The organism is Acetobacteraceae bacterium (assembly GCA_039613835.1).
Taxonomy (GTDB): Bacteria; Pseudomonadota; Alphaproteobacteria; order Acetobacterales; family Acetobacteraceae; genus Sorlinia.
Window position 1 is genome coordinate 1,440,730 of the sequence record CP154827.1, and the last position, 26,170, is coordinate 1,466,899.

Sequence of the window (26,170 nt, forward strand, 5' to 3'; positions counted from 1 at the left end):
AGCTTCGGGAGCGGACATAATTGCTCGGATTGAAAAAATTCGGGCGATGCTGGTGGGCCGGACTTCAAACTCTCCGCGAACATGCGTTCCACATCATGTTAATTTGAACGGTGTTTTTTTCGTAACTAACCAGTTTAATCACGCCGTTTAACAAAGCGAACCATTGCGACGCTCTAACCCGAAACAGGACGGAGATCATTGTGGATCCGGCATATCCGGGCCTTGCTCCCGCTCCGAGCGGACTATATGCGTTAACCGCGCCATTCACGGTAAAAAAATCGATGACTGTCCGCGCAACGACTCCCGATTTTATCGACGCCGCATTCACAGCGTGATCCATCAATAATCATGCGCCAAAACCATCAAATTTAACCCGATCATTGCGCCTCAACTCCGCTTTAACGAAGTTTATAGGTTAATAAAAATTGCCCTTCCATCATTGTGGAAAATTTTGAAGTCGATGTGAAATCGAAGTGAAATCGACTGATGATATACAAGTTTTCGTTTTTTATATTTAAAAAGTTTCAGGTATTAATCATTGATGAACGAAATTTTTTCACTTATTTCGAAATTAGTCGTTCACAAATCGCATTGACGCCTTCACTCTTACGTCAGTCGAGCTGTCCTTGCTTGGCGAAGACTCGACTGTTCACATCACACGAAGGTAATTATCGCTACTTAACATAAAAAATTTTTATATTTTGCATTAAGTTCGAGGTATCCGAAAATATGATCTTCGGAACATATAGATATCGTTATTTTTTTCACACGGCACTTATCTCTCTCCCTCACCTGCCTTGCATCAACCGCACTCGCGGCCTGTGACGGCACGTCAGGAACGGTCACGTGTGCGGGCACGATCACGAGTACGGTCGGAGCAGGCCGAAATGACAGTATCAAAACACTTAATTTAGAGGAAGGCGCGACCATCAACACGTCTAACGTGTCCATCAGTATGGGCACGGGGACGTCAAGCAACCCTAATGTCATGAATATCGGCGGCACCGTCCAGGGTGCGGGTATCGGCATCGGCCTCTATAATACCGGGCCAAACGTCATTGAATTTGGCGGGAATACCGTCGTCAATATCAAATCAACGGGGCGCATCATCCAGACAGGCGGCGCCAATAATGGTGAGACGTTCAATCCGACGGGCGGCAACAACACTATCAATAATTATGGCTCGATCCGGGCGAGCACGCAGGGCACGGGCACTGTCGTCGGCAACTCAGGCAATGGCCGTATTGTTTTCACCAATAATAAGGGAGCGGTGGTCAGAGGCAATATCGCCCTGACCACAACACGGCTCATACGTCAATCTGATCACATTATTTAATGGCTCAACCGTAACAGGGAGCATTGGCGGGGGCAGTCCTGACCCTCGCTGGCGATGACGCCACGGACACGCTCAATAATACGGTGACTGGTTTCAGCACAGTCAATAAAAACGGCAGCGGCACCTGGATCGTCGGCGCCCCTCCCGCCTGTCAGGTCTCGCTTCAAATGTCACCGTCAATGTCAATGCCGGGACACTGGTCCTTGCGGGTAACGAATCCTCCAGCCAGACGAAAGCGACGATTGCCTCAGGCGCGACGCTTCAATTGGGAGAGGGCGGCACATCCGGCTGGATCGATAATGTCAACGCGAATAATGGCACGCTCGATATCTCAAATGTCACAACATTATCGCCTTCCATCAAAGCTCTGGACGGCACGAGCAACACCATTTTGGGGCAGAAAACTCTGACCCTGTCGAATGCCAACAGCACATTCGGCAATAATTATGCCGAGGTCATGTCCGGCACAGGTGGCTTGATCATCGCCGCAGGCACCCAGATCCTCTCAGGGCAGAACACCTATACGGGCGCGACATCCATTGGCAGCGGCGTGCATCTGACGCTCGGCGATGGGGGCACATCGGGTTTTATCGGCAATACGGCCAGCATCGCCAATGATGGCGAACTGACGATCAATCACAGTGACAAAGTGACGTTGCACGGGGCCATTTCAGAGGCGGGACGGCTGAACCACAGGTCGGCAGCGGCACGACCATCCTCTCAGGCAATAATAGTTACACGGGCGGCACGAGAGTTGCCTCCGGCATTTTGCAGGTTGATGGTGATCAGTCCGGCGCGCAGCTTAGCGGTAAGGGCGTGATTGGCGGCAACGTCACCATCGCTGACAATGCCACCCTCTCCCCCGGTGAAGGCACAAACAGTGTCGGCACGCTGAAAATTAACGGCAATCTCAACCTCGCTTATAATGCGGTGCAGAACTGGAATCTGGGCCAGGCCAATGCTGAGGTCGGGCAGAATAATGACCTCGTCGCCGTCAAGGGCGATCTCGTTTTCAGCGGCACGATCAACGTCACAGGTCCGAATAAGGGATCGGAGCCCTTGGGCCAGGGGATCTACCGCATTTACACTTATGAAGGGTCATTCTCCGGAGTCGTGCCGACCGCCAGTTATCGAGCCACCGCCAATGGCGCCGGAGAAACGATCGGCCCGAATGGTCGCCTCGGTTCAGTCGAGACCGCTCCCGGCACGACAATGCTGCTTCAGACATCGATCGATCACCAGATCAATCTCGTCGTTAGCGACAATGTCCTGACTTTCTGGGATGATGGCGACACTGTCTCCCCTGGGCCCGGCGGTATGGAAGGCAATAACACCGTTAATGGTGGTAATGGCACCTGGACGACCGACAATGGCAATTGGACGGATGTTAATGGCGGGCGCGATGGCGCATGGATGCAGGGCACGTTCGCGCTCTTCGCCGCGCAGGCTGGCACGGTCACCGTCCGGAACACGACTCACGATGGTGCAGCGTCAAATGTTCTGACGCGCGGTATGCAATTCGCAAATAATGATGGCGGCGTTTACAAAGTCACGGGCGATGACCTCTACGCCACAACCGCCACCACGACGATCCGGGTGGGGGATGGCACGCAACAGGGCGCTTCCATTTCAGCCGTTCTTGATACGGTGATTAATGACAGTCTCGTCGCTAACGGCACAAATCTGGTGAAATCAGATGCGGACACCCTCATTCTCACCAAAGACCAGAATTATCGCGGCGAAACATCCATCAGCGGCGGCACGCTGCAATTGGGCGATGGTGGTACCTCGGGCCGGATCACACGCAGCGCGGTCATCCATAATAACGGGAAGCTCGTCGTCAATTTCAGCAATGATTTGGTCTTGACGCAATCCATCGATGGCAAAGGCCGTGTCGAGCAGGCTAGCTCAGGCACAACCACGGTGAATGACCGCAATAATTACATAGGCGGCACAGCTGTGACGCATGGCACCCTACAGGGCACGGCGAGCAGCTTCGGCGCGGGCGGCATTGATGTCAGCCAAGAGGGTCACCTGATTGTTAATCAGCAGAAAGCGGCTTTGCTCGCCAATGCGCTTTCCGGCGCGGGGCGCTTCACAAAAACGGGCGCGGGCAACATCACCATTAATCGTGATAATGCCGGCTTCACCGGGCAGGTCGATGTGCAGAAGGCGGCCTCGGCATTAATGGGAACATGGCGCAGGCCCGTTTAAATGTGCAGGATGGCGGCACATTATCAGGTGTGGGGACGATCGGAGCGACGCAGATTACGCAGGGCGGCATTATCGCTCCCGGCAATGATGGCGCCATCGGAACGCTGACGGTCAATCAGAACCTGACCATGGCCCGCGGCACCCTTTTCCGTGCAAAGGGGAACGGTCAATCTTCCGGCACGACCATCACGGACGGCGGAAAGACCTATAGTGGCCTCAATAGTGACCGCATCCAAGCGGCCGGAAATGTCAGTCTCAATGGCAGGATGGTCAATTTCAATGTTGCCCGACGCACCGTTCTTAAAGCCCGGAATGCTTACACGATATTGGAAGCGACAGGTTCCCTGTCCGGCCAGTTTGACCGTCTCGAGTCCAATATTAGCGAGCAATATTTATTCCTCAAGCCCAGCCTTTTTATGCGGGCAACCTCGTTAGTATCAAGCTTGATGGCAGCGGCGTCAGCTTTGCCGCGGTCAGCCGCGCGCAAAACGGAATCGCGATCGGCCGCGCACTGGATAAACTGCCTGAAACCAACCCGCTTGCGCTCGCTTTGAGAGGATTGAATCAGAATAATGCACGGGATGCCTTAAACACTGTGTCGGGTGAAATCCATGCCTCTATCGTCACCGCCTTGGTGGAAGACGCCTATCAAGCGCGCGAGACCGTGGCGGAACGGCTCGCCAGCGCGGATTGTGAGGGGGCTTTTTCATCCGGGTCCATGCAGACCGCAACACTGAAAAGCGACGCGCCGGATCCGCACTGCTACCGGGATCGCGCCGTTCTCTGGCATCGGGCTTATGGAAGTCTCGGACGCAATTTCGGCAATGAGAATGTCGCGACCATGAACCACACGACAGCCGGGTTCATGATAGGGGCGGATGCGCCGATCTTTGAGACAGCACGTATTGGCGCCCTGTTTGGTTACAGCAACTCCTCCTTCCATATTTTAAACGGACGCGCCTCATCAGGGCTCGCATCTAAATGCGGGATATCTTTCCGGCACGGCCCAGGCCTTCGGGGAGGTCGGATATCGGATCCGCCGCCGCCGGACGATCTTTGAGCCATTTGCGGGGATCTCTTACGTCAATGTCCATAATGGCAGCTTCCGTGAGCATTATGGCCCTGAAGCGGTCAACGGGCGGGCCTCGACGGCGGGCGTCACTTTCTCGACCTTCGGGCTCCGGTCATCAGCGACCTATCGGATCGGCCATGCCATCATCATGCTGCGACTGATGATTGGCTACCGTCACAGTTTCGGCCCGCTCACGCCGCATGCCTCCCTCAATTTCGCGACATCCAGTGACGCAAATATGAGCGTCTTTGGCACCGGCCTCGCCTCGGATGTCGCGGTCGTGGATGCTGGAATCAGTCTGAAAATGACTGACCGCATTGATGTCGGATTGTTCTACCTCAGTCAGTATGGCGTTCAAGCCATTGATAGCGGCATCCGGAGACAATCTGGTCATCAAATTCTGAAGATGAAGACCCCTCATTTGATTAACAGGAGACGAAAAGGAGAAAATTCAAAACAGCGTGAAATCGCCGCTTTGCTGATCGCTGTCACAGTGACAAGCATCGTGGGTTATGCGGCGATGAGTGTCGCTTCCAGCCGGAAGGCGCCCATTCATCCCAAACCTGTCGCTCATGATATATCCAAGCTGGAATATCGCCTGCCGGACGGGGTAACCGCCCTGAACGAGACATATCAGGACTGGCGGGTAAGCTGCCAGAAACTGAAAACCGGGCCGAGATGCGCCCTCGTGCAGCAATTGGCGGATGAGAAAAGCCATCAGAAGATCCTGACCCTACAATTTGAGCCGGAGAAGGATAAGATCGCCAGCCTCGTCGTCATGCCTTTCGGCCTTGCTTTGTCAAAGGGTATTTCGATCAATGCCGATGGTGGGCAGGTTGTCTCCGTGCCGTTCAGCACCTGTATGCCGAATGGCTGCCTCGTTCCATTCAGTCTGACGCGAGATCAGTTCTTCAGCCTGCAGGCCGCGAAGAAGCTTGAGGTCAAGGCATCGACACCGAAGGATCAGAATGTGATTCTCGTTGTGTCCTCGAAAGGCCTCAAGGAGGCTTCCGCAAGGTTGGCCGCGATGCTGGCCGGGTCATGACGCTTTTGAAGCACGGCGCACCATTCCCTCAATGCTGCAAGATCCCTGAAGCATCAGCGCCCATCGAGAAGCGGAACCGCGCGCGCGACTGTCTCCTGTCGGTGTGTGACAATCACCCGCGTGACGGCGAGATCGTCAATCGTGGCTTCAATTCGGCGTTCCGCTGTCGGGTCGGAGATGGCTTGTTGCCTCATCGAGGAAGAGTGTATCGGGTTGGCGGTAGAGGACCCGGGCAAAAATGATGCGCTGGCGCTGCCCCCGGACATTGTCCCACCCATTTCACTGACCCGCGCCTCAAAACCCATGGGCAGATTTTCAATGTCATCCAGTATCTGCGCCTGCGCGGCACATGTCATGACACGGGTGAAATCAATTTCCTCATCGAAACTGGCAATATTCTCCGCGATATTGCCTGAGAGGAGGATATCATCCTGCATCACGCCTGCAATCCGGGCGCGATAAACCTGCCTGTTCTGAGGGGTGAGAGCCACGCCGTTCCAGAAAACTTGTCCCTCCTCCGGCGGGATCAACCCCATCAAAACAGACATCAAGGTCGATTTGCCGCACCCCGAAGGCCCTTCGATCGCAAAACTGGCCTGCGCGGGGATGGTCAGATTGAGATTGCGAAAAACCCAGTTTTCCTGCGCAGCATATCGAAACCCGATATTGCGGCACTCAATGACGGGAACGTTTTTTTCGGACAATACGCGAGACATGCACGGCGACGGAAAGCTCTCCGTCGCAGGGTCAATCGGGGTCAGGGCGATATCCGCAATCTGGTGGCATTGGACTTTCAGATTACGGATTTTAAAAGCCGCATTGACGAGATTGCCAAAACGATGGGCAAACTGATCCCGGTAGTTCAGAAACGCGATCAGCATCCCGATCGACATCTCGGCTGAAAGCACCATGCGCGCGCCGAGCACGAGCAGAAGCACACGATCCGCCCCCCATAAAATCTTCTGAGAACGACTGAAAAACAGGTCATAGCGTTGCAGACGCAGATTCGTATTGAAGCTGTCAATCAGCCGGTTGCCCCAGGCAAATCGCCGCCGCCCCTCCAGCGCTAGAAGCTTGATGGTGCGCATCCCGCGCAATGTTTCCAGAAAATGGCTTTGATGCGCGGCATTCCGGGAAAGCAACTCTTCGGACAAATCCCGGTAGGGGCTGAAGAGAAAAAGCCTCAGAAGAAAATCCAGCGCGGAAAAAGCGAGGATGATCAGCGACAACCATCGCGCATAGATGATGATCATGATCATCATCCCGACCGCCATAAGCCCATCCATGACGCTCTGGATCAGATCGGTTGTCAGTGTCTGCTGAATGGTCGCGAGGCTTCCGAATTTCGACTGGATATCGCCCGCGCCCCGCCGGGTGAAAAATTCCTGCGGCAATTTCAGCAAATGGGAAAACAGGCTGAAATTCCATTGCACGGAAATGCGTGTCGATAAAATCATGATTGACCAGCCGCGAAATGTCGCGAAACACCTTGAAGAACCAGCAGAAGCGCCAGTGCCATAGCAATCGTCCAGAGCAGGGATTGATCCCCTGTCACGAGCACTTCATCAATGATGATCTGGGTCAATAGGGGATTGATCAGCGCAATGACTTCCAGCCCAAGAGAGAGGGCGCCAAGTGCGAGAAGCGAGAGAGGCAGCCGTGGGACATAGCGCAGCATATCCCGTATATCAAGAAATCAAGAAGCTGACGGTCATCACGCCGGGTGAAACGTGTCGTCGGTGAGAATTCAACAGCGACGCCCGTAAAATGGCGTGAAAACTTCTCTCGCGACAGGGCGCGTTTGCCGTAAGCCGGGTCATGAAGCGTTATCCGGCCTTCCGTAACCTTCACCAGCACCACAAAATGATTGAAATCCTAATGAATGATGCAGGGAAGAGTCAAACGCCCCAGGGAAGGCAGACCCAGCTTCAAGGGGCGGGCATTTAGATCTTCCCGCCCCGCCTTTTGGATCAGGGATTTGAGTGTCGTGGCCGCATGGGATGTCGCCGTGTCCCGCCGCAACGTCGCGAGGTCAATCTGATGGCCGTGGTAAGACATGATCATCGCCAGACAGGCGAGCCCGCATTCGGAAGCCTCCGATTGCAGAATGACCGGCGTGCGCCCCCCGAACCCGAATTGCAGCGCCTTGAATTTCACGTCGTCACGCCCCCGCCATCCGCTTGGGAGATCTGCCGCAACTTCATAGCGCTGGAGATGAAGGGGTCGAAAAGCCACTGGTAACGGCGGCGGTGATCCACGGCGATCTCCGCTTCCAACTTCATGCCGGGCTTCAATTTCTCTCGCCTGCCGTAGACCATGGCAATGCCACGTTCCGGCCCGACGCGGATGCGATATTGATCCGTATCGGGCGCATCCGGCGGCACGCCCCCTTTCGGCAGCATTGTCGCGAAGGGCACTTGCATCGGGGATCGCGTGACTTCCACAACGCGCCCCCGATAAAGACCGAAACGCTGATAGGGGTAAGGCGCGTATTTCAGCAGCACTGGTTGCCCGACATGGATGAAGCCCACAGCCCGGCTGCTGACGAAAAGCTCCGCCAGTAAAGTGGCGTGATCCGGCAGGATGGTTAGTAATGGCAGGTCATTCCCGACCTGCTGACCAATATGGGACATCATCCCGTCAATTGTCCCGGCAATGCGTGCTTCCAGGATGGCCTCAGTCTCCCGGCTTGCCTGAGAGATCTGTCGACGACAATCCGCCAATTGCGTGTCAATCTCGTTCAACCGGCGCGCCCATTCAATGGGATATTGCAGGATTTTGAGCTGATCCGCGGATCTCTGCCCTTCAACATCAATCAGCGCCCTCACCATCTGCGCATGGACGTTGAATGACTGGAAATACACATTGAGCTGGCTCTGAAACTGCGTCTGCGTCACAAGGCGCGTCCCGATCGCGTCCTGCATCTGCTTCGTCGCATGATCAACAAGGGGCAGGATTTTTTCATCCCGCACAATCTGGGCTTTCAACATGGCGCGCTGCCTGTCGAGCGTGGCCAGACGCGCCTTGATTGTAAAGAGCGCGATCGGGGCGTCTTTTTCAGCCAGGCAGCGCTTTTCCTGCAGAAGCCGGTATTGCGCCCGGAGTGTTTCAAGGGCGTTCCGGCCCGTTACGTCGATTTCTGACCGGTGCGCCACATCGAGGGAAAAGAGTCGGTCCCCCGCTTTGACATGTTGGCCTTCACGCACATGAATTTGCGTGACGATGCCGGTCTGATCAGCCGTCATGACGACCAGCCCCGTCCGTTGGCACCAAAGCGCCCGCCGCGTGGACGCGGCGCGTGTACGAGCCAAACGCGCCGTAAAGACAGATGACGATGAAAAACAGGCCTGCCCCCAGCGCGGCCCATATTCCGGAGATCGGCGCCAGTTTGCACGTCGCGCCCATCCAGCTTTCCTGACGCCATTGAAGCGCCTCCTGCCGGAAAAGCGGCCTCGATTCCTGTTTCGCCATCGTTATTCTCTGCCGAGGATCTGCAATAAAAAATTTTGATAAAACGCTAATAAAATGCTTTTACATAAAAATGCGTCAGGTAAAAAGTGTTATTTTATGGATATATCGCACCGAATCGCTTGAATCAAAATTCTTTCCGCTCCGGGACTTGGTTTTGGTCTTGAAATTGACAGAAATTCCTGGATTTTCATAGTTTTGACTTGCCGATGGTGACATGTTTCGGGGGTAATGAGATTGCAGAACAGGCGGTCGGATGATGTCAAAATCATCAAAAAAACCTGACGGAGGAAAGCCTCGCCCCCATTGTGGACCGTCCGTTTGATTTACGGCGTCACCCTTTTTCCGGCCGATATGGTTACATCCGCGAATCCCGAGCCAGATGGGCGGGGCAATCGATCGAGGATCAGACATTCGGTCAGTTCCGCTTCAAATTACTGGATGGGGGTGCCGATTTCTCCACGCAGCAGGCCGCGTTGAAGGCGATCATTGAATGTGCCGAGCGCTACGCAAGTGCCGTCTGCGCACCGCGCGATATTAAATTGGTGAAAGGCGCAGCGCTCCGTGACGCCATTCCGGTTGAAAAATTTCCCCGCTTCTCGGCGGATGAAATTGCCCGATCACCGGATTTGCTGGGACATTACGATGCAGGCGCTGAAATCAGATGGATCAAAGGTTTTTGCTGTCAGTCGCGAAGGATCGTATCCGTCCCGCTCGTGATGACCCATTTCGTCGCCCATCCTCTTGAGACGGAACGGTTCTGCCTCCCGATTTCCACCGGTGTCGCGGCGCATACTAAACGTGACAAGGCCATCCTCGCCGCGATTCTGGAGGTCATTGAAAGAGACGTCATCGCCACGACCTGGCTTGCACGATTGCCTTTGCGCAAGCTGATCATGGATGATGATATCCCGATCAGATCAATATTGCCGAAACGGTCCGACAAGCGCAGAGAACGTCCTCCCCCCTTACCATCCTGGTCTCTGACGGTGAGTTCGGTGCGCCCAGTTTCTACGCCATCCGGCAATTTCCCCTGCGCGACGACATCACGACAATGGTCGGCTGCGCCACCAAGCTTGACCCTGTGGAAGGTATCAGAAAAGCAATCTCCGAAGTTTTTTCGGTCGAGCTTGCCCTTCAGAACCATCTGTTGACCAAATCGCCCGTCGCGTCACCGGAAGATTGCACAACCATTGCGGATGGCGCGCTCTACATGGCCGCGCCATCCCGCATGGACGCATTTGATTTCCTCCTGAAAACGAAACAATCGACGCGTCTCTCAACTTTACGCGCTTCCAAGTCGTCATTTTCAGGCCTCAAAGAACTCATCCGCGCGCTTCAGAGGGCGGGGCTCTCCCTCTATCTCTGCGACATCACGCCTGACGACATATCGGATGCCGGCATTCATGTCGTGCGCGCTTTGATACCGGAACTCATGCCTTTTTCCTGCGTGCATCGGGGGCGTTACCTCGGCACGCCACGCCTGTTTCAGAAAGCCAGCGTCGTCTTGGGAAGGCCCTTCACTTTAGGAGACGTCAACCCGATGCCCCAACCCTTCGCATGAGGTCGGAAATGAGATTTTTCATGGAAGATGAGGACCTGTTTGCGACCCACATGCGCCGGGCGCTTCTTACAGATTTCCCGGAAGATGCGGATCACGTCCTGCGCGATCGCGCGATTATCATCTCATCATCCTATCGCAAGGCCGTGCATCTTGCGCAGCTCAGTCAACAGCACCTCTGCGAAAGGCTCATCTGCATTTTCCTGACCAAAATGAGCATTGCTGCCAGTCCGCTTCTGGAGGGAGCCCATGCAGTGGAATGTGCAAGCTGTTTTGAGAGGAAATTTTTCGCGCATCTGTCATCGCTGGAAGATCATCTCTGGACGCAGGATAGCGCGGCTTTGAGCGGCAAATTTTACGCTTCCTTCCTGCCATCGCACCTCACCATGTTTTCCGCCATTCTGCGCCGCGCTGTCAGGGATGAGGATGCGTCGCGGAAAAATTCCCTCCTTTATCACTTCTTCGATGGCAGCGTCCGGCGTCTGGCATTTTCACCCCTGCACCGATGCGCGTGCCGCGCGCCCAGCGCCTGCGCGCCGTCGCAGGATTTCTCACAGTTTCTGTAAGAAGACGGTTCAGCATGATTGAAAACAGATCCATTCTTCAGGTTGCAACACCTTACTCCCGTGATCGGGAATTATTGTTGATGCTGCCGGAATATTCCCGTCTCACCCGAACAATCGAAATTGTTGATCTGCCACCGGACGGGTTGCGCTTTATCGGCGATGCCGGGCACTTCTCGTTGAAAGGCACCGATTTTGCGGGATCGTGTTGCAGGGATCGTGGCATTATTTGACGGCAGGCGATCGCTGGACCAGATCATTCAGGACCATCCGGAATTCTCTCCCACAGCGATTTTCGGGGTGCAGGCCCTTCTCTTCCAGCAATGCATGTTGGAAAATGGCTGTGCAGACGACGCCGCAAATCACGTCGAAATTTTTGAGAAAAATTATCTCAGTCATCTCGCCAGTCAGCAATCCGACGCGTCCTCCGGTGAGGCGCTGAGCCAGACCCTTAAACAACGCAAAATCGGCCTTCAGACGGCGTCAGACATGCTGCGAAACACGGCCCTGGCCCGCCCGAACCATCATTTTACAGCGTGTGGCATTGATGACATTGCGGGAAGGGCTCTGGATTTCATCATCTGGCACGTCGATTTGAGGGACGCGGAAGGCACCACACGCGGCATCGCGGCCTATCATGATGCAGGTCGGTCCGTTCTCCCTCTGACGCGTTGTTTGCAGGGTAATATCGTCGGACCGTTACTGATCCCCCATTTCGGCTGTCATCCTGAAGCTGCATTGCGCTATCTCAAATCCTTCGGCGTCAGTGATGTCATGGATGTTCCTGAAAAGATGATTTTCGATTATCTCGACATCATTGCCTGCCATCACGCGGCGCGGAAGACGGATTTTCTGCCCATCAATAAGTGCATGATGTTTCCGTCTGACAAGCACGCATTACCGTCATTTCACGAGCTGCCGATCCATATTGCCGCGCAGCGACCTCCCCCATGTGGGGAGACTCCGGCCCGCGATCTTCAAGTCTTGAGAAGACGCGGCTCTACCTTGCTGCCACGTTACGGCCACCGGCTTATTATCGATCAGCGCGGGATTATCTCAGCCATTATCATCCGCGAAATGTCGCCTTATCCTCCGGCCAGACCCACCCCGTCACGCGCGCTACGCCGGAGGGACATGATGTCCATCAGGCGCTTCAGGACGATATGCTGCGTGACGTTTTGCACATGGCCCTCGGCACGAACATCACCACGGGGTGAAGCCGAACCCCCAGTGGGGGGAATATTACCTCTCCCCTCATCTATCTTGCCGAATAGCGGGCTGACCGCGCCATTCGACGCCTCCATCTGTACACTGCGCATGATACAGGTCTCACTTATTTTAGTGAGCGCTTCCTGCACCTTGAAAAATTAGAGCAGCGCGGCGTGACGCAGATTTTGGTAATCGGCAGTATTGAGCGACTTCAGCGGAAATATGGGGATTTCTCCTACCGGATCAGTATGCTCGATTGCGGTGTCGTGATGACGTCTCTGCTTCTCGCACTGGATGACCATCAGAAGCCTTTCATCATACGACGCACCGACCTGCATATCGATTTCAGCCGGGATCTCGAAGTCTCGTCCGACCATCATTACCCTTCCCTCACGCTGGACATCATGCGTACCACGACGCAGGAGGACGATATCCAAACCACCTCGCAATTGATGGAAGCGATGATCAGCGAGGATGCCCCCGATTTCTTCCCACCGGACGCAGATTGTTTGGCGCGATTACTGACGGAAAAATATAGTTAGGACCTTTATGACCTTCTGGATAGGCGGCAAAGTGCGCGTCATCTCGCAGAGCCACTCACCGTGGCGGAGATTGCGATGCTGGTCAGTGAAATTTTCCGTGTTCATCACGCTCTATGTCAAACCGGCCTCTTTTCCCTGATTATTCTGCATCAGGATCGCGAAGCGCGCGTGACACGAACATTATTTGAGCCCGTCACTGGTGAGACACAGTCGCGCGGCGTGTGCCGGGAGCTCCCCTCGGAGGTCATCGCGCAACGCACGCTGGCCGCCGCCCCGTGATCATCCTTCCCGTGATTGATTTTTCCGTGGTGCGGCCCGGCTGGGCAATCACGCGCTGCGCCTTCTCTACACCGCCTCCGGCGCGGTGCTCATGACGATGTGGCTCCTTGATCACGGCACGGGACTGGCGGGGCTGCCCCTGTGGCGCTGTCACCGAAAGCGCTTTTGCTGATCTCGGCATTAATGGCGTTGACTGCATTATTCCCTACGCTTTCTGCCTGGGCAGAGATGAGGCGGCGTTATGAGACTTCTCCGGGAGGGCAACCCGGATGACGGTGCATTAACGCGGATGGGGAGAGTCTCTTACCTTCATATCGCTTCTCAAACAGAGATGCCGGAGAATTTGCGCAACGGGATCTGGTTTTTCTGCATAACGGAGCAGATTCATTTTCTGACAGATGGAACAGGTGACGTCATTGGTTATCTGTGCTGGGCCCATCTGTGCCGCGAGAGCCTGACAATCCTGCGGCGTGAAGGTGTTCTGCCCGCTTATATCTATGAATGGGATGACGGCCCGCATATCTGCATCTTTTACTGCTTTATTTTGCCGCATTACCGCTTCCATTGCGCCCTGATGCTGACAATGCAGAAGACGATGTTTCGGGAGGAACGCCACCTGTATATTTTCCGTGAGAGGCAGTTACGCCGTTATAAGCGGCCTTAAGCATGAGCCGGGATATCGATCTCCCCCCCTTACATCATTCCTTGCTTATCCACTTTCAGCGACTTCCCTGATCTGGACGTCACGCTTGGCTCAGGGTCAAAGCGGTATCATCGCGCGCATAAATCGCAATATGGTCGCGCGCGTTGGAGGGCCTTACTTTCATCCGCGCGCCTTCGACCTCACGCAACAGCCCGTCACGCTCGGCGCCGAAAGTTACGGCGGGATCGGGGGCAGTTTCAATGGTAGGGGGAGGGGGTGCGGGTCGGCAATCTGGATGACCACGTGCAAATCAAAGGTATCGGACGTAACCCGCTGGCCGGTCTTGCCGGTCGTGCCGCGCATCACTATGGCGGCCTGCTGCTTGACCAGGCCGCGATTGAAATCGTTTTCTCCATGTTGGTGGATAAGATCCTGCCATATGGCGCGTGCCCCATTTACGGCCTCGCCATCACAGGAATTGACTTCAAATTTGATGAAAGGGTGGCGGACCTCGCTGCCTGGCGAAGGCAGGGCGGCAAAGGGGCGCTGCTTTTTCGCAAGCCCCTTCTCAGACCCGCGCATTTTCTCCAGAATCGCGCCTATGTGCCGCTGGACCACCGCCCGGTGCTTTACAATGATCTGGAGAGATGCCGAATCGTCGCCCTCCGCGCCATCGCGAAACGTAGCTTTCACCGTTGGCTTGAGGACTTCACCGTGCGTGCGGCGCAGCAATTCGCGTATGCCACCATATACTGCCTGATGCATAGTGCCCTCTCCGCCCCACCGACGACGCGATCCAGTTCCTGATCAATAAGGATCTCCGTCAGAGCATCATCCGCGCAGAGTGACTCAAAACTGACCGAAGGGGGTTTGCTGAGCATGAGGCATTCCTTCTATGGAGGGTTGATGAAATAATATGCAGAGAATCATCACTACGCAATATGGTTTTACCATGTTACGGCAATAAATAGTGATTTTCTTCAGTCGATTTCGGGTAGAATTCTACCTTATTGCTCATAACTTGTTAACGATGCCGCCGCGCGCGTTTTTCCATGTAAGAGGTAAAGCGCCATCGGCCCTACCGCCATTGCCAGGGCGTAGGTCGCCAGGATGGAGATGGAAAGGAGGAGTTTGCCGGATAAAAGGCGGTCCGAGATGACGCCCATTGTCACCGCGCCAAGTGCGCCAAAGGCCGACATGAAAAGCGACCATATTGCGAAAACGCGCGCATGAAGACATGGCGGTGTGACCTCCTGAATCACCGTCGGTATCGGAACATTGGCCACGCCGGGAAAAAACAGGAAAGCGCCGATCATAATAATATCGAGACGCGCATCGCTCACCGCACTGGCTGCGCCGATAAAGGGTAGGGCCAGAGCCAGGCAGATCAACATGATTTCAAGCCTGATATTTGCTTTGAAGACGCGGCGGGCGACGCTATCTATTGCCGCAGCGACCGGAAAAGCCAAGAAAGCCGATGGACCAGCTCATCGTGCCAAGATGATGTCCCAGAGAGGGGAGGTCGAGCCCGAAGCGCCGGTGAAAGCCAGAGTCATCATGGATATGGTGCCTTGTGCGGCAAAAGCATTCGGGCCCGCTAGCAGGGTAAGGGTGAGGAAACGACGCTTCGAATCCCGACGCATCGTGCGGCCAGGAATATGTCGACTTGTCAGCCTCAACCCCGCGGAAACAATGCCGGGCCGGGGAAGACCCATAACGGCAAGAAGACGGATCAAGCCCGAGAGGGCGCTGACCGTCTCTACCCCGCGCCAAAGCGCATCGCCTCGCGCGGGTGCAAACAGGGTGGCCACCGTGAAGAGCGCGTCGCTGAAATAATATCCGGCGCCATAACCTAGAGTGATGAGCGCACCGACCGACGCATTAATGAGCATCAAGTTTGTCGCGCCAGTATATTGCGGCGTCATGGCGTAAATCACGGGGACCATACCAATCTCAGTCGCCGCAATGATGATTTTGAAGAAACAATATTGACTGAAGCTGGCGCTCAAACCGCATGTTAAGTGGCTGATGACCCAAATCAGGATGAGGTTTTTGAGGACGCACCGACTTCCGTAACGATCAACAAAAAAGGCGCAGGGCAGCGCGAGGAAACTTGCGAGAAACAGGTCGAACGTGCCCTGTAAATGTCCTATTCCGCGTGTCAGAAACAACGAAATGACGTTGTATCTCGGGAAGGAGAAGAGAACTGGCGCTACGCGTCAACATCTGAGTGCCCGGCACAAGGCCGATCATCAGGACGGCTTTTACAGTTTTTGCATGGCGACGCCTGTGATCCACAAGCTTCATCCCGCTTGTTGATTGACGATGCCACATTATTACGGCTTTACGACTGTACCGAAAACACGATTTTACTTTAAGAAACGTAAATGCAGTTTCTTCTTGTTATTACAGCAGGGCAATGACAGCCGTACACACCCCCTCTTCAGGGCCGGTCGAGTTACTGCGTTCGCCCAGTCGCTTTGCCGCCCTCTACACGTAGCGGGCCTGACTTAGGCGCAACGACGTATCGGCATCCCGATACGTCACCGGACGTGATTCATAGTTCTTTGAGAGCGCGTTTTATTTCCGTGCCGTGTTCCTCCAGAAGCACGGCGAGTTTATTCAAGGCTTCCGAAAGCGCACGGGCGTCACGACGACTCAGCTTCTCGTTTGAAAGCCGGTAGCCAACCGTTTTTAACGAGCGCCGCAAGGGAGGACATACGCTGATTGGCCCGATCGACGGAATTAAGGGCGGGACCGACTTTGCTCGCCGCAATCATGACTTTTCTGACGTCATGCGACGTTGCGTGAGATTTCCTGAAGTTCGCTGCGAAGCGCCGCCAGTTTGAGGCGTTCAAGCATCCCGAAACGTCTGGAAGGATCTGGTCTGACATTATCACTTGTCAGAACATTGCTGTCTTTACTCATGAGCCTTAACAACTCCTTCCCGATTATTATTTGAGTTGCAGGCTAAACCGCGCCACTCCCGACCGTCAATATCAAATAAACCAATCGTTAACTTTTCATTTTAGTCGTCACAACGCATGTCCACAGCGTTTTCCGTCAGGCGCAACGCCTCTCCGGCCCTGACCCGGAAGAAAATTCTGCCGCGAAGATAAAGTCAGGATGTGCGAGTCGATGGACTAACTTTGAAGGCCCGTCGGACTTGCTGGATGGAGACGGGAAGAGGGGAGCAGGACATCCCCCCCTCCCGCCACGTGGCAGAATTGAAAGGCGCTTCTAAAGGACGGCCTCGCTTCGCGGCATGTTCTGACGCGCTACCGTCCTGCGCCTTGAGGTCGCGCAATATGCCGTCCCAGAGATGCAGGCGCATGGAAATCGCCATCCGGGCGGTTCGGATGGCGCGATCGCGGCTGGCGTCATCGCGGACCAGATCAGACAGAATTTTCTTCGCGGCCGGACCGTGATCTTCCCCATCCAGCTCAATATGATGGTTCAGATAATGCACCAGGCGCGGCACTTTGCCTTGATCCAGGCCCCAATGATCCAATAATGCCTGAAACATATTCGGGATGGAATCTTCGCGACCATAGAAGAAACTGCCCGCCACCTCCTCCAGACGCCCCTTCAACGCGATGGAAAGGGTGGAACGGACAAAATCCCTGACATATTCGGGAAGCGCGGCCTGGTCGAAACTCGCATCAAGCGTTTCACCACGACGCAGAGACGCGGAAAATGTCTCAAAAGCGACGCTTGAACATGACATGTCCTTCATCGCAGCGAGATACATCTCAAGATGGCTGGCTGGTTTACCATCAACGCCGAAATCCGTCTCCTCTCCCAGGATGATCTCATTGATGAAGCGCGCCTTGAAGGGATCCTGCGGCGGAAATCAGGGTAGAGTGATGGTTGTCAGTTCCCTCTGCAGACGCTTTGCGAGCGACATGAAATCCCAGACGGCAAAGAGATGGGCCTCCATGAAGACCCGCAAATTCGCGGGTGTTCTGATATAACTATATAACTCATGATCGACGAGCTTGCGCTGCAATTCAGCAACTTCTTTATCAAACATAGGACGTCTCGCTCATAAACATAATATCAGGTCAAAAATGCGAAAGCATTGACCTTGATATGATTCGCATATTTACGCCATAAAGTAAATGGTAATATTTTTGCTTATGCTTTATTGTTCTAGATTAATTAGTATATATATCGTTTTTTTATCTTGTCATCATCTAATAAGAGAAAAAATAGAGGTATATTTTATCGGCAATCGGAATTTAATTGCGGAATTTGTATGTGATGACGTTCGTTGAGTGCTCCACGTCCGTGGGCAATGATCGATACGAAAAACTTTCCACAGTTATGAGAAAATATTTTGTTTTATTTTAACGAATTCATGCAATGAACCTCTGATTGGACATGAGGGGGTATGGTGCAGCCCAAAATTTTGACGGCAATCGTCATTTTTCTCGGCTCATATCTTCCCGTCACCGTAGTCATGTTTCTGAGAACTCTAGAATTTGGATCGAATGATCATGGTTTCCGAGGCGTCTTTAATGCCGAATTCTGGAAACCTAAAGTTCATGATGTCGGCGCATGGTGCACATTCCTCGCGCTCTTGTGCTTCGTGATAACTGTTATCATTTTGAAAACTGTCAAGGCTAAACAGGAAGTGGTCATGTATTCGGTGGAATGCGCACCAGCTGAGTTCATGAGTCACACCTTTCCATATATAGTATCTTTCACAGACACTGATTACACTGCACCTAGCAAATTTTTGAGTTTGTGTGTCTTTCTGGCTTGGCTCTTTATGATTACCTACAAATCGGGTCAAATAATTCTGAATCCTCTCCTGATCATATTGGGTTGGCAGCTTCACAATGTCACTTACAAATTCTCAGGCAGCGATAATACTGTTAAAGGACGCGCTCTGGCGAGGGAAAACTTGCAGATTGGAACCTACAGACTATGTGCATTTCAAAACATCAATATAATCAGTTCGAGTAGATTTTGATGACGATCTTGGAAACTTTGAAAAATTTTGACGTCACGAATGCCAACTTGACATTGTGGGTTTTTAGGAAGAAGGGCGACTCCGGAGGAAAAGCGCCAACTTTCACGAAACGATGGATTGCTACCGAGTCTGACCTCGAGCAAGCGCTCAAACTTTCGATTGGCGAAGCGCTCAATCGGATCGAAGAGGTATCAGAATACGGCCTGTTGGCGCAGAATAACGAAACCAGCGCTCTGCTTCTAGATACTATCGAAACGAACGCTGACATTGTCGTATCGCAATCCGCAGATCCGTTACCTCATAGACAGATCTCAGATGAAAAACAGATCCTTGATTCACAATTCTCTGTCAATCGAATCGTCAGCGAAGATGGATTATTGCCGTCTGTCAGCAAAACGAATGGCTATTGGAAAGCGAAAAGAAGAGGAGGTTTTATACATATGGTGTTCAAAGACTCCTCAATGACTTTAGACAAAAGTCCAAGTTTATTACTGAAGAAAACAATCGTTTTTTTATACTTAACGATCAAATAATTATTCCTCACAAAACGAATTTTGAAACGATAATGGACTATCGGCAAGCACACGAAAATGAGTTTCTGCAACTTTTGTCGGAAAGCACCTTACAGCAAATTTTCGAAGATATTGGCCCCCTAAAAGAATTCGTTGGAACAAACAAAATCCATCTTCGCCGAATGTGCTCCATTCGTCAGAAAAAGCATTATGAAAATGCTGATTTTATGGAAAAGTTGCGAAAAAAATATTCCAGACTTGATTTAAGACTACTGTTTAATGGTGAAGGGAAAATTGTTTGCACTAGTGAAAATTGTCAAGATATAATCTCGTCTCTCTTAGACCGCTGCCTCTTATCTGCTTTCTCCAATAATGTTTACGACGTCCCAAACACCACCCGGGTAAATAAGCCAATGCCTCGTCCTAAGGAAATATAAAGGATTTATAATTGGAGGGCTCTCACATAAATCGTATTTGGTCAAGACAAATTCAAATCCCGGTGATCATTCGGCAAACGGGTATAAAACAGAAACTTCTCGTGCGTTTACCTTACGCCAAGGACAATAGGGCTTGGTTACGAGTAAAGCACTGAAATAAACTCTATTGGCGAGAGAGTAAGGGGGATTGGGAAACCCCAAAAAGTTGGTTCAACGACCTTGTTGATCGTGCTCTCCACAAATATCGAAGATTATATGTGATACAGCCTTATAGAGAAAGGGGGGTTTGCGCCTACCGATGTCGGCATGCTTTACGTCACGAATGTCAATGTTCCTGTATGGGTGCCAATCATGGTCAAGGTGACGATGGAACGTGGTTTGATATCAACGAGACCTTTTCCGTCAGATGGGGTGAGCGCGTCATGGCAGCTCGACTCATGGTCGCCAAACGATGAAAGTTTGCGTGGCCTGATTCAAAGTTAAACTTGTCACCCTTCCCCTTAAAACAACGTCACCTCTGCCCGATCACCTGAACAAAAAGCTCACCGCCATCGATATTTGACATCACGAAAAACCCTCCATTATCCAAGCGCCCGATCGTCACATCCCTTCTCTGTCCCGTATTTGAAAAGAGCGTGCAGGTGATGCTCGTTATGTTCGAGAAAACCTGCGGGAAATTGATCCGATCAAAGATATTGACGGACCCCGTCTTGAAGCTTTGGATCATCCCGCCAAAGGGTAGCCAGATCACACGGTTATCAGTAGAGTCATATTCCCAAACACCGGGCCGCTGATAGAGCTGATTTTGCAGATCGACGACCTTGGCATCGTAGCTCTTCTGGTCCACGCGGCTTTTGATATTTGCGGTGATCGTCTTCATATCCTCATCGAAGTTCAAGAGACGCCCATTCTGCGTATACACATTATTATCGCTTCTGAACGAGAATTTGTGCTCGCTTCCCGTGGCGTCGTATAGACGGATGAGATAACCACAATAGAGGCTGCTAATATCATAGGGGCCCGTGATCGAACCAATCTGCTGATATGGCCCCATCTGCTTGATCAGACCGCCATCATACTGCCCACCCATCCCACGCCCGCCGGAATACGTAACCGTCACCGCAAGTTGACCTGTCATCTCATCCCCGGCCTTTTTGACGTAAGTTGCGGCGCTGTCCGCCAGGCCAGGCTTGCCGCGCCCTGAGAGAGTTTGAGGTTGGTCACCGGCAATTGCGCGCGTTGGGAAGACGCGCTGAGAGAGCCGGTCAGAACAAGGTTCTGCCGGCCAAAGCCACAATTTTCCATTTTGTCAGACCAATAGGGTGAGGGTGGTGGTGGGATCGGCCGCGTTCGACATTTCGCCAATCACCGTGCTGCGCGCGCCGTCATCCGCGCCCGGTATCGGTGCGCGAATGAAGATCATGTCGCCAAGCTCAAATCCTATCGCAATATCGCGCGGCACGTCGATCGCCCACATATGACGCCGTCGGCCCTAGACGTCACCGAGGTGATCGGCAATAGCGGCCGCATCACTCTCCTGCGCAAGGGCGGTTGTCAGGAGAGGCGGGTCGAACGGGACGCGCCAGTCCGATTTGACCGTCGTGCTCACCCATAAGGCGGCACGGTCCGACTCAGCAATAAAATTGCGCTGATCCGTCGTGATCTGGGGATGGAGGTCATTCAGATTGATCTGCCGCGTAAAATTATGTGCATAGCCGACGCGCCAGCGCTAGGGTGGTGGGTCCAGCGATGCATCCAGACGCATGGGGGCAATGCGGGCAATCACATCGGCGCTGAGATAGAGCAGCCCCTGTGCATCATCACAGACTCGCCTCATCAGAAAGGGCCTTAACGTGCCCGTGCGTGTCGGGATCAGGCTGATGCCCAATCCGGAAAGAAGCGTGTTGCAGACGCCCCGGCCTGAAACATTCTCCCCGCCATCCCAATACCAGCCCCCGGTGGGTCATAGGAGGCTGAGACGTCATCCCAGCCCGGGCCAATGAAGTTTGCAGGCAATGTCCAGATCTTCTATGAGCATCTGTTTGAGAAGGCTCAGCAATTTGCCCGGCGCGGCGCCGGAGGGGAAGCGCCCCGTGGCGTCGAGCGTAATGGCATAGACGAGTTTTGTGCCCAGGCGCAGCCACGTGCCGGCGGGTGAACGCTGCATGGTGTAATGGCCGGGCGAGGGCAGTGAGGCGTAAATATCATGGACCATCCCACCAAAAGCGTCCCCCCCACCAAAACCCCCTTCATAAACCATTGTGATGTCGGCTTCCGCGTCGGAGAGCTGATAGACATGATTGACGGCATCAATCAAAATCGGGGTGATGTTGCGGCACATGCCGCGTAGGCGTGGGTGGCTGCGGCCGACAACGTTTTTATCCCCATCCAGACCGCCCCCGCCACCATAACTGCGCGTGGCATGGCTGTATCAAGCCAGTATGTTGCATCCAGCAGCGGCACCTCAAAACCGGTTGGCTCGGGCTGCCAGTTGCGCCCGAGCCCGGCAAAAACAGGAGAGGTCTCGTGATAAGGCGGGTCGCGCCAGATCTGCCGCAAACCGTCCCAATCTTTCCGCCCCTCGCGAATGCGAACGGGGAGGTGATCATTGACACGGCTTTGCAAAAGGCCGGAGGGCGCGCCATCAGGGTTCGCGATTTCCAACCGCGCCCACGCTGTAACTGCCGCCCAGCGCCTCGGCTGAGAAGGTCAGCGCGCGTGTCAGGCTCAGTCCTTGAATGACGTAAGGTGGGTAGGGCGTATGATCGTCCGACACATAGCCCGCATCGGAATATCGCAGGGTCTCATAGCTTTCCACCGCTTGCGGGTAGGCGGAGAGCGCCCCCAGGGGCGGCCATTCCAACCTTCAAGCCCCGCCATCTCCGGCAGGACCGCCTTATTCCGAATGAGGTGGAGTTCAACAAGTTGCACACGCATCAGGCGCGCTTCGGCCGAAGCGCTTCATTATTGCTGGCCTGTTTCTGCTGCGCCTGGATGAGTTGAACCTGCTGCAGCAGTTCCTGCATTTTATCACGCAGCGCCAACATGGCGTCCTCCTGCTTTTTGGACAGTTTCTCCACCAGGCTGGCGGTCAGTTTGTCACTGTCCGCGCCTGAAAGCCCGCCTAGCATCTCCGTCAGGCGCTGGAAGTCATCCGCATAGCCTGTGCCGGACCCCCAATATTTTTGGGAGAGGCGCAGGGTCGCTTCCATATCGCCCTGAAAGCGACCGAGCGCATCCGTATCCCCCGCCATCGCGGCGTTATAATCCTTCGCGACATTGTCATTCGCGACCTTATATTGGTCCTGAATTGAGAGGGGTGAATAATCCGACGTCACCAGCTCGCGCGCATATTCCGTCAGGCTGCTGAAGCTTGTCGTCAGTGACTGCGCCGCGGAGAGGCTCGCCTGCTTTGCCTGATCCGCATATTGCTTCTGGATATTCAGCCTTTCAGCGGCGAGGGTTTTATCAAGCTGCGTCGCCTGGTCGATATAGGCCTGCTGCGACGCATAAGTATCGCCGAGATAATTTTCCCACGATGTTTTGAGCTGCTGCCTCTGCTGCGCCGCCGACACGTCGAAATTCAGCAAAGCCGCACCCTGCTCATCGCCGGTCGCGCTCAGATAGCGCGCCCTTACGGGTATTGGCGTTCTGACTCAGCGTGCCTTCCTGCGCGGCTTTATTCTGATCATAGAGGGATTCGTATTTCTGGCGCAGGGCGCCGCCATCCAGCCCGTAAGAGTCCGCCTGTTGGGCCGCATCCTCATAGGTCTTTTTAAGCGCCGCCATCTGATCGACCCACATCTTCTGACCGCTCGTAAGTGCCTTGAGCAGGTCGGGCATGGAGGTGTTCACAAAGGTTGAAATCGTGTCAAACTGCGCTTTGAGATCATCCACCACTTTGGCCATGTTCTTAAGCTGCGTGATGGTGCTCATATAATCATTGAGATCGCCGTAATTGCCGGTCAGGCCCTGACGCAGCGCCTGATTGAAGGTCGCATTGCCGGAAGTCAGGGTGGCGTTTTTAATGATATCGACCAGCGCGACGTTTTTGAGCATCGGGTCTTTATTATTGCGGTCATCCCGCACCGCACCAATGTAACCCCCGCCGACGCGGATGCCGAGCCGCGCAAATTGCGTGTTGAGGCGGTCAATATCCTTGCGCAGCGGCCCGGTAATATTGTCTGTCTGCGCCTGGTTCCAGACTTTACCGACAGAGAACCCATCCGGCCCCGCCTGGACCTGGGCAATGGTATAAGGGTTCTTGCGATGCCCGAATAACCCGCCAAACAACCCACCTGCCGCCCCACCAAAGAGGCCGCCAATCACCGTGCCTACACCGGGGAAAATAGCCAACCCAATCGCCGTCCCCGCCGTGGCCCCGATGATCGACCCCATATTGCCGTATCGCCCACCCCCGATGTTCCCCAAAGCCGAACCCACCGAAAAACCACCCCCAATCCCGCTGAAAACATGACGAAGGGAGCCAAAAATATTCCCGATTGCGCCGAGTATCCCGGATGATGCCGATGTGGCTTTCGGTAGATTGAGGCTGGGCGAATGGCTGAGCGTAACGCCAGCTTGCATTTGTTCTTCCAGATATCTTGTAAGATCCGCCTCGCTTTTACTGCCGCGCACGCGCACGACAGAGTCAATCGCGCCAAGCAATTCGCCATCGCTTCGCTTATTCGCCTTTTGGACTGATTGGAAATAGGCATCGAGATCAAAGCTGCCAGCATTCATTCCAGCGCCACTGAAATCCCCCGCAGCGTCAAGAGCGGCGTGACGCCCCCTTCCCCATGCCTTCGCGAGCGAAAGGAGCGTGCCGCGTGTTCCGCCATCGATATTATTGAGAAGCGGATTGACCACACTTAATTTCGCGATGAGGGAAATGGTTTGCGTCTGAATCTGCGCCAGAACGGATTTAAATGTGACGCCGCTGCCTGACGACTTCACCAACGCCTGAGAAACCGAATTTGTCAGCGTCGTTGCCATTGAGGACACTGATTTTGTGAGCTCATCAATGGCTGATTTCTGCTGCTTGAAGTCGCCGGTCTCTTGTGTCAGGCGGCCGGACAGACCGGCATAATTCTGCGTGGTTCTTGGCAACATGTCGCTGAACTGGCGTTGTGTCGCGAGAGCGGCCATATTGCCGCCCGCTGACATCGCACGCGCGGATGGTTGCGGCGTCGATTGCCGCAGACTCTGCGTTTGAAAAGCCTGCGCTGCCAGGGGCGCGATCTTCCCGGCACCGCCCGACATGACGCCCAATGACCCCACACGACCTGATGCCGCATTTTGAGCCTGCGCCACATTATCCAGGGAGCGTTGCACCTGCTGGTATTTCAGCGCGGCGGCGAAAAGATGGGACTCAACTTGTTGCACATCGGCGTCATCGCCCCCGCCAGCTGCCGTCTTCATCTCTCCCCGCAGGGCCTCAAGTTCCTGAAGACGCGCGCGCAGATTTGTGGCTTCCTGCGTCAATTTTGCAAATTTCTCGCTCAGCGTGGCGACCGCACTCCCCATTTCAGCGGATAGGGCGCGTGCTGAAGCACTGGCGCGGCGGGTCATGTCGTCAAAACTGGCGGCAACATTTTCAGCTTTACCCCGGAGGGTATCCAGATCTTCGCCAGTTGATTTCGTGTCAGGCGTGATGTCATCTTGGGTCATGATGCGGTTTTCACTTCTTATTCTTGATATTGTTCGATCACACGACCGTGTCGAGGCGGAGGAAACAGAGGCAGAGGGCGCGTTTGTTTGACGTGCCTGACACCTGGGAAGCGTCAGATCTGATCACGCCCGCACGCCCTTTCGACTTACAGCGTGACGCCACCTTCATCGCGGCCGATCACGGCGACGCTTGGGAATGTGATCTACGTCAGGCGACGCAGTCGGACCCGATCATCAATATAGTGCCCTCGCCGGGGATGAAGCTTGCACCAGACAAGCGCGCCTGACCGTATCGCCGCGATCAAGGTGGTGCACGTTATCACCGGGCATATTTCCTGCGCTCATGCTCCCAATGATCGCGCGCGACGCGATCCATCGCGACGATGCAATGGTCGAGAAGTTGCTATTCCTCCCGTGTCAAACCGTGATGATCCGCCCACGACCTGACAATTCTCCAAGGGGTTGCGCCGGGTTGGGACGCTATAATGCCGCCATTCATCGGATGGATGACACCGAACGGGTTTTGTGGCCTGTCCGCCGCCAGGCGATGCCACGCTCGCCAGATCCAGAAAAATTCCGGTTCCGGGTCCGTCCGCGGATGATCCTCAATGATGGCTGAGATCAAAGGCGTATCGAGATAA

31 protein-coding genes and 4 pseudogenes are annotated in these 26,170 nt (G+C 54.1%); 17 read left to right on the forward strand and 18 right to left on the reverse strand.

The window, feature by feature from the left end; genetic code table 11:
- Nucleotides 1–943: 943 nt before the first annotated feature.
- The 6 genes and pseudogenes from AAYR33_08010 to AAYR33_08035 all read left to right on the forward strand — a co-directional run bounded on the left by AAYR33_08010 (nt 944) and on the right by AAYR33_08035 (nt 5,667).
- Nucleotides 944–1,336, forward strand: coding sequence for a hypothetical protein (locus AAYR33_08010; GenBank protein XAO70965.1), 393 nt, complete (start codon nt 944–946; stop codon nt 1,334–1,336).
- 265 nt (nt 1,337–1,601) lie between these two features.
- Nucleotides 1,602–2,156, forward strand: a complete 555-nt coding sequence (locus AAYR33_08015; GenBank protein ID XAO70966.1) for a hypothetical protein — start codon at nt 1,602–1,604, stop codon at nt 2,154–2,156.
- On the forward strand, nt 2,105–3,550 hold the full coding sequence (locus AAYR33_08020) for an autotransporter-associated beta strand repeat-containing protein (protein XAO70967.1): 1,446 nt from the start codon (nt 2,105–2,107) through the stop codon (nt 3,548–3,550). Before AAYR33_08015 ends, AAYR33_08020 begins: the two co-directional genes overlap by 52 nt.
- On the forward strand, nt 3,532–4,104 hold the full coding sequence (locus AAYR33_08025) for a hypothetical protein (GenBank protein XAO70968.1): 573 nt from the start codon (nt 3,532–3,534) through the stop codon (nt 4,102–4,104). Before AAYR33_08020 ends, AAYR33_08025 begins: the two co-directional genes overlap by 19 nt.
- A pseudogene (locus AAYR33_08030) lies at nt 4,062–4,917 on the forward strand (autotransporter domain-containing protein). The gene AAYR33_08025 and the pseudogene AAYR33_08030 overlap by 43 nt, the downstream one beginning before the upstream one ends.
- A 225-nt stretch (nt 4,918–5,142) precedes the next feature.
- Nucleotides 5,143–5,667 (forward strand): invasion associated locus B family protein, encoded by a 525-nt coding sequence (locus AAYR33_08035; protein XAO72436.1) that lies wholly within the window; start codon nt 5,143–5,145, stop codon nt 5,665–5,667.
- Between the two features lie 53 nt (nt 5,668–5,720).
- Here the strand turns inward: AAYR33_08035 and AAYR33_08040 are convergent, their stop codons facing one another.
- From AAYR33_08040 to AAYR33_08060, 5 genes and pseudogenes are all read right to left on the reverse strand, one after another.
- Nucleotides 5,721–7,124 (reverse strand): ABC transporter transmembrane domain-containing protein, encoded by a 1,404-nt coding sequence (locus tag AAYR33_08040; protein ID XAO70969.1) that lies wholly within the window; start codon nt 7,122–7,124, stop codon nt 5,721–5,723.
- A complete protein-coding gene (locus AAYR33_08045; protein XAO72483.1) occupies nt 7,121–7,345 on the reverse strand; it encodes a hypothetical protein in 225 nt (74 codons plus the stop codon). The genes AAYR33_08040 and AAYR33_08045 overlap by 4 nt, the downstream gene beginning before the upstream one ends.
- Nucleotides 7,264–7,902 (reverse strand): annotated as a pseudogene (locus tag AAYR33_08050) (cysteine peptidase family C39 domain-containing protein). Before AAYR33_08050 ends, AAYR33_08045 begins: the two are co-directional and overlap by 82 nt.
- Nucleotides 7,821–8,912 (reverse strand): HlyD family efflux transporter periplasmic adaptor subunit, encoded by a 1,092-nt coding sequence (locus AAYR33_08055; protein XAO70970.1) that lies wholly within the window; start codon nt 8,910–8,912, stop codon nt 7,821–7,823. Before AAYR33_08055 ends, AAYR33_08050 begins: the two are co-directional and overlap by 82 nt.
- Nucleotides 8,902–9,138 carry a hypothetical protein gene (locus AAYR33_08060; GenBank protein ID XAO70971.1) on the reverse strand — a complete coding sequence of 79 codons (237 nt, stop codon included), beginning with the start codon at nt 9,136–9,138 and terminating at the stop codon, nt 8,902–8,904. The genes AAYR33_08055 and AAYR33_08060 overlap by 11 nt, the downstream gene beginning before the upstream one ends.
- A gap of 305 nt (nt 9,139–9,443) precedes the next feature.
- Here AAYR33_08060 and AAYR33_08065 point away from each other — a divergent pair.
- The 9 genes and pseudogenes from AAYR33_08065 (at nt 9,444) to AAYR33_08105 (ending at nt 14,739) form a co-directional block, all read left to right on the forward strand.
- A pseudogene (locus AAYR33_08065) lies at nt 9,444–10,037 on the forward strand (YcaO-like family protein).
- Between the two features lie 74 nt (nt 10,038–10,111).
- A complete protein-coding gene (locus AAYR33_08070) occupies nt 10,112–10,699 on the forward strand; it encodes a YcaO-like family protein (protein XAO72437.1) in 588 nt (195 codons plus the stop codon).
- Nucleotides 10,700–10,719: 20 nt separating this feature from the next.
- Nucleotides 10,720–11,262, forward strand: a complete 543-nt coding sequence (locus AAYR33_08075) for a hypothetical protein (protein ID XAO70972.1) — start codon at nt 10,720–10,722, stop codon at nt 11,260–11,262.
- Nucleotides 11,263–11,276: 14 nt separating this feature from the next.
- On the forward strand, nt 11,277–11,492 hold the full coding sequence (locus tag AAYR33_08080; protein ID XAO70973.1) for a hypothetical protein: 216 nt from the start codon (nt 11,277–11,279) through the stop codon (nt 11,490–11,492).
- On the forward strand, nt 11,479–12,630 hold the full coding sequence (locus tag AAYR33_08085; protein ID XAO70974.1) for a hypothetical protein: 1,152 nt from the start codon (nt 11,479–11,481) through the stop codon (nt 12,628–12,630). The genes AAYR33_08080 and AAYR33_08085 overlap by 14 nt, the downstream gene beginning before the upstream one ends.
- Before the next feature lie 11 nt (nt 12,631–12,641).
- Entirely contained in the window at nt 12,642–13,010 is a 369-nt protein-coding gene (locus tag AAYR33_08090) for a hypothetical protein (GenBank protein ID XAO70975.1), read from the forward strand.
- Nucleotides 13,011–13,085: 75 nt separating this feature from the next.
- Entirely contained in the window at nt 13,086–13,289 is a 204-nt protein-coding gene (locus AAYR33_08095; GenBank protein ID XAO70976.1) for a hypothetical protein, read from the forward strand.
- A 241-nt stretch (nt 13,290–13,530) separates the two neighbouring features.
- The gene (locus AAYR33_08100; GenBank protein ID XAO70977.1) at nt 13,531–13,953 is read left to right on the forward strand and encodes a hypothetical protein; all 423 of its coding nucleotides are present in this window, start codon (nt 13,531–13,533) and stop codon (nt 13,951–13,953) included.
- A gap of 255 nt (nt 13,954–14,208) precedes the next feature.
- Nucleotides 14,209–14,739 carry a hypothetical protein gene (locus tag AAYR33_08105; GenBank protein ID XAO70978.1) on the forward strand — a complete coding sequence of 177 codons (531 nt, stop codon included), beginning with the start codon at nt 14,209–14,211 and terminating at the stop codon, nt 14,737–14,739.
- A gap of 200 nt (nt 14,740–14,939) precedes the next feature.
- Here the strand turns inward: AAYR33_08105 and AAYR33_08110 are convergent, their stop codons facing one another.
- The 4 genes and pseudogenes from AAYR33_08110 to AAYR33_08125 all read right to left on the reverse strand — a co-directional run bounded on the left by AAYR33_08110 (nt 14,940) and on the right by AAYR33_08125 (nt 17,965).
- A complete protein-coding gene (locus AAYR33_08110) occupies nt 14,940–15,401 on the reverse strand; it encodes a hypothetical protein (protein ID XAO70979.1) in 462 nt (153 codons plus the stop codon).
- A gap of 18 nt (nt 15,402–15,419) precedes the next feature.
- Nucleotides 15,420–16,103, reverse strand: a complete 684-nt coding sequence (locus AAYR33_08115; protein ID XAO70980.1) for a hypothetical protein — start codon at nt 16,101–16,103, stop codon at nt 15,420–15,422.
- Between the two features lie 622 nt (nt 16,104–16,725).
- On the reverse strand, nt 16,726–16,860 hold the full coding sequence (locus AAYR33_08120; protein XAO70981.1) for a hypothetical protein: 135 nt from the start codon (nt 16,858–16,860) through the stop codon (nt 16,726–16,728).
- A 193-nt stretch (nt 16,861–17,053) separates the two neighbouring features.
- Nucleotides 17,054–17,965, reverse strand: a pseudogene (locus AAYR33_08125) (DUF3050 domain-containing protein).
- A gap of 944 nt (nt 17,966–18,909) precedes the next feature.
- On the opposite strand from AAYR33_08125, the gene AAYR33_08130 reads away from it, so the two are divergent.
- Entirely contained in the window at nt 18,910–19,443 is a 534-nt protein-coding gene (locus AAYR33_08130) for a hypothetical protein (protein XAO70982.1), read from the forward strand.
- A 927-nt stretch (nt 19,444–20,370) separates the two neighbouring features.
- On the opposite strand, the gene AAYR33_08135 is transcribed toward AAYR33_08130, so the two are convergent.
- The 8 genes from AAYR33_08135 to AAYR33_08170 all read right to left on the reverse strand — a co-directional run bounded on the left by AAYR33_08135 (nt 20,371) and on the right by AAYR33_08170 (nt 25,529).
- Nucleotides 20,371–20,997 (reverse strand): hypothetical protein, encoded by a 627-nt coding sequence (locus AAYR33_08135; protein XAO70983.1) that lies wholly within the window; start codon nt 20,995–20,997, stop codon nt 20,371–20,373.
- A complete protein-coding gene (locus AAYR33_08140) occupies nt 20,994–21,164 on the reverse strand; it encodes a hypothetical protein (GenBank protein ID XAO70984.1) in 171 nt (56 codons plus the stop codon). The genes AAYR33_08135 and AAYR33_08140 overlap by 4 nt, the downstream gene beginning before the upstream one ends.
- 4 nt (nt 21,165–21,168) lie before the next feature.
- Entirely contained in the window at nt 21,169–21,336 is a 168-nt protein-coding gene (locus tag AAYR33_08145) for a hypothetical protein (GenBank protein ID XAO70985.1), read from the reverse strand.
- A gap of 504 nt (nt 21,337–21,840) precedes the next feature.
- Nucleotides 21,841–22,200, reverse strand: a complete 360-nt coding sequence (locus AAYR33_08150; GenBank protein ID XAO70986.1) for a hypothetical protein — start codon at nt 22,198–22,200, stop codon at nt 21,841–21,843.
- Entirely contained in the window at nt 22,173–22,523 is a 351-nt protein-coding gene (locus AAYR33_08155) for a hypothetical protein (protein XAO70987.1), read from the reverse strand. Before AAYR33_08155 ends, AAYR33_08150 begins: the two co-directional genes overlap by 28 nt.
- Nucleotides 22,504–22,722, reverse strand: a complete 219-nt coding sequence (locus tag AAYR33_08160; protein ID XAO70988.1) for a hypothetical protein — start codon at nt 22,720–22,722, stop codon at nt 22,504–22,506. The genes AAYR33_08155 and AAYR33_08160 overlap by 20 nt, the downstream gene beginning before the upstream one ends.
- Nucleotides 22,723–22,795: 73 nt before the next feature.
- Nucleotides 22,796–23,449 carry a hypothetical protein gene (locus tag AAYR33_08165; protein XAO70989.1) on the reverse strand — a complete coding sequence of 218 codons (654 nt, stop codon included), beginning with the start codon at nt 23,447–23,449 and terminating at the stop codon, nt 22,796–22,798.
- Nucleotides 23,450–23,462: 13 nt separating this feature from the next.
- Nucleotides 23,463–25,529, reverse strand: coding sequence for a hypothetical protein (locus tag AAYR33_08170; GenBank protein XAO70990.1), 2,067 nt, complete (start codon nt 25,527–25,529; stop codon nt 23,463–23,465).
- A 92-nt stretch (nt 25,530–25,621) separates the two neighbouring features.
- On the opposite strand from AAYR33_08170, the gene AAYR33_08175 reads away from it, so the two are divergent.
- Complete coding sequence (locus AAYR33_08175; GenBank protein XAO70991.1) at nt 25,622–25,816, forward strand: hypothetical protein; 195 nt, start codon at nt 25,622–25,624, stop codon at nt 25,814–25,816.
- A gap of 116 nt (nt 25,817–25,932) precedes the next feature.
- On the opposite strand, the gene AAYR33_08180 is transcribed toward AAYR33_08175, so the two are convergent.
- Nucleotides 25,933–26,154 carry a hypothetical protein gene (locus AAYR33_08180; protein ID XAO70992.1) on the reverse strand — a complete coding sequence of 74 codons (222 nt, stop codon included), beginning with the start codon at nt 26,152–26,154 and terminating at the stop codon, nt 25,933–25,935.
- Nucleotides 26,155–26,170 lie beyond the last annotated feature (16 nt).

Excerpts from the sequence above, each read along its gene's own strand:
- AAYR33_08025 (XAO70968.1), top strand. The coding sequence starts at position 3,532 with ATGGCGCAGGCCCGTTTAAATGTGCAGGATGGCGGCACATTATCAGGT.
- AAYR33_08035 (XAO72436.1), top strand. The coding sequence starts at position 5,143 with ATGAGTGTCGCTTCCAGCCGGAAGGCGCCCATTCATCCCAAACCTGTC.
- AAYR33_08040 (XAO70969.1), bottom strand. The coding sequence starts at position 7,124 with ATGATTTTATCGACACGCATTTCCGTGCAATGGAATTTCAGCCTGTTT.
- AAYR33_08045 (XAO72483.1), bottom strand. The coding sequence starts at position 7,345 with ATGCTGCGCTATGTCCCACGGCTGCCTCTCTCGCTTCTCGCACTTGGC.
- AAYR33_08055 (XAO70970.1), bottom strand. The coding sequence starts at position 8,912 with ATGACGGCTGATCAGACCGGCATCGTCACGCAAATTCATGTGCGTGAA.
- AAYR33_08060 (XAO70971.1), bottom strand. The coding sequence starts at position 9,138 with ATGGCGAAACAGGAATCGAGGCCGCTTTTCCGGCAGGAGGCGCTTCAA.
- AAYR33_08075 (XAO70972.1), top strand. The coding sequence starts at position 10,720 with ATGGAAGATGAGGACCTGTTTGCGACCCACATGCGCCGGGCGCTTCTT.
- AAYR33_08080 (XAO70973.1), top strand. The coding sequence starts at position 11,277 with ATGATTGAAAACAGATCCATTCTTCAGGTTGCAACACCTTACTCCCGT.
- AAYR33_08095 (XAO70976.1), top strand. The coding sequence starts at position 13,086 with ATGCTGGTCAGTGAAATTTTCCGTGTTCATCACGCTCTATGTCAAACC.
- AAYR33_08100 (XAO70977.1), top strand. The coding sequence starts at position 13,531 with ATGAGACTTCTCCGGGAGGGCAACCCGGATGACGGTGCATTAACGCGG.
- AAYR33_08120 (XAO70981.1), bottom strand. The coding sequence starts at position 16,860 with ATGAGTAAAGACAGCAATGTTCTGACAAGTGATAATGTCAGACCAGAT.
- AAYR33_08130 (XAO70982.1), top strand. The coding sequence starts at position 18,910 with ATGACGATCTTGGAAACTTTGAAAAATTTTGACGTCACGAATGCCAAC.
- AAYR33_08135 (XAO70983.1), bottom strand. The coding sequence starts at position 20,997 with ATGACAGGTCAACTTGCGGTGACGGTTACGTATTCCGGCGGGCGTGGG.
- AAYR33_08140 (XAO70984.1), bottom strand. The coding sequence starts at position 21,164 with ATGGAAAATTGTGGCTTTGGCCGGCAGAACCTTGTTCTGACCGGCTCT.
- AAYR33_08145 (XAO70985.1), bottom strand. The coding sequence starts at position 21,336 with ATGTGGGCGATCGACGTGCCGCGCGATATTGCGATAGGATTTGAGCTT.
- AAYR33_08150 (XAO70986.1), bottom strand. The coding sequence starts at position 22,200 with ATGTGCCGCAACATCACCCCGATTTTGATTGATGCCGTCAATCATGTC.
- AAYR33_08170 (XAO70990.1), bottom strand. The coding sequence starts at position 25,529 with ATGACCCAAGATGACATCACGCCTGACACGAAATCAACTGGCGAAGAT.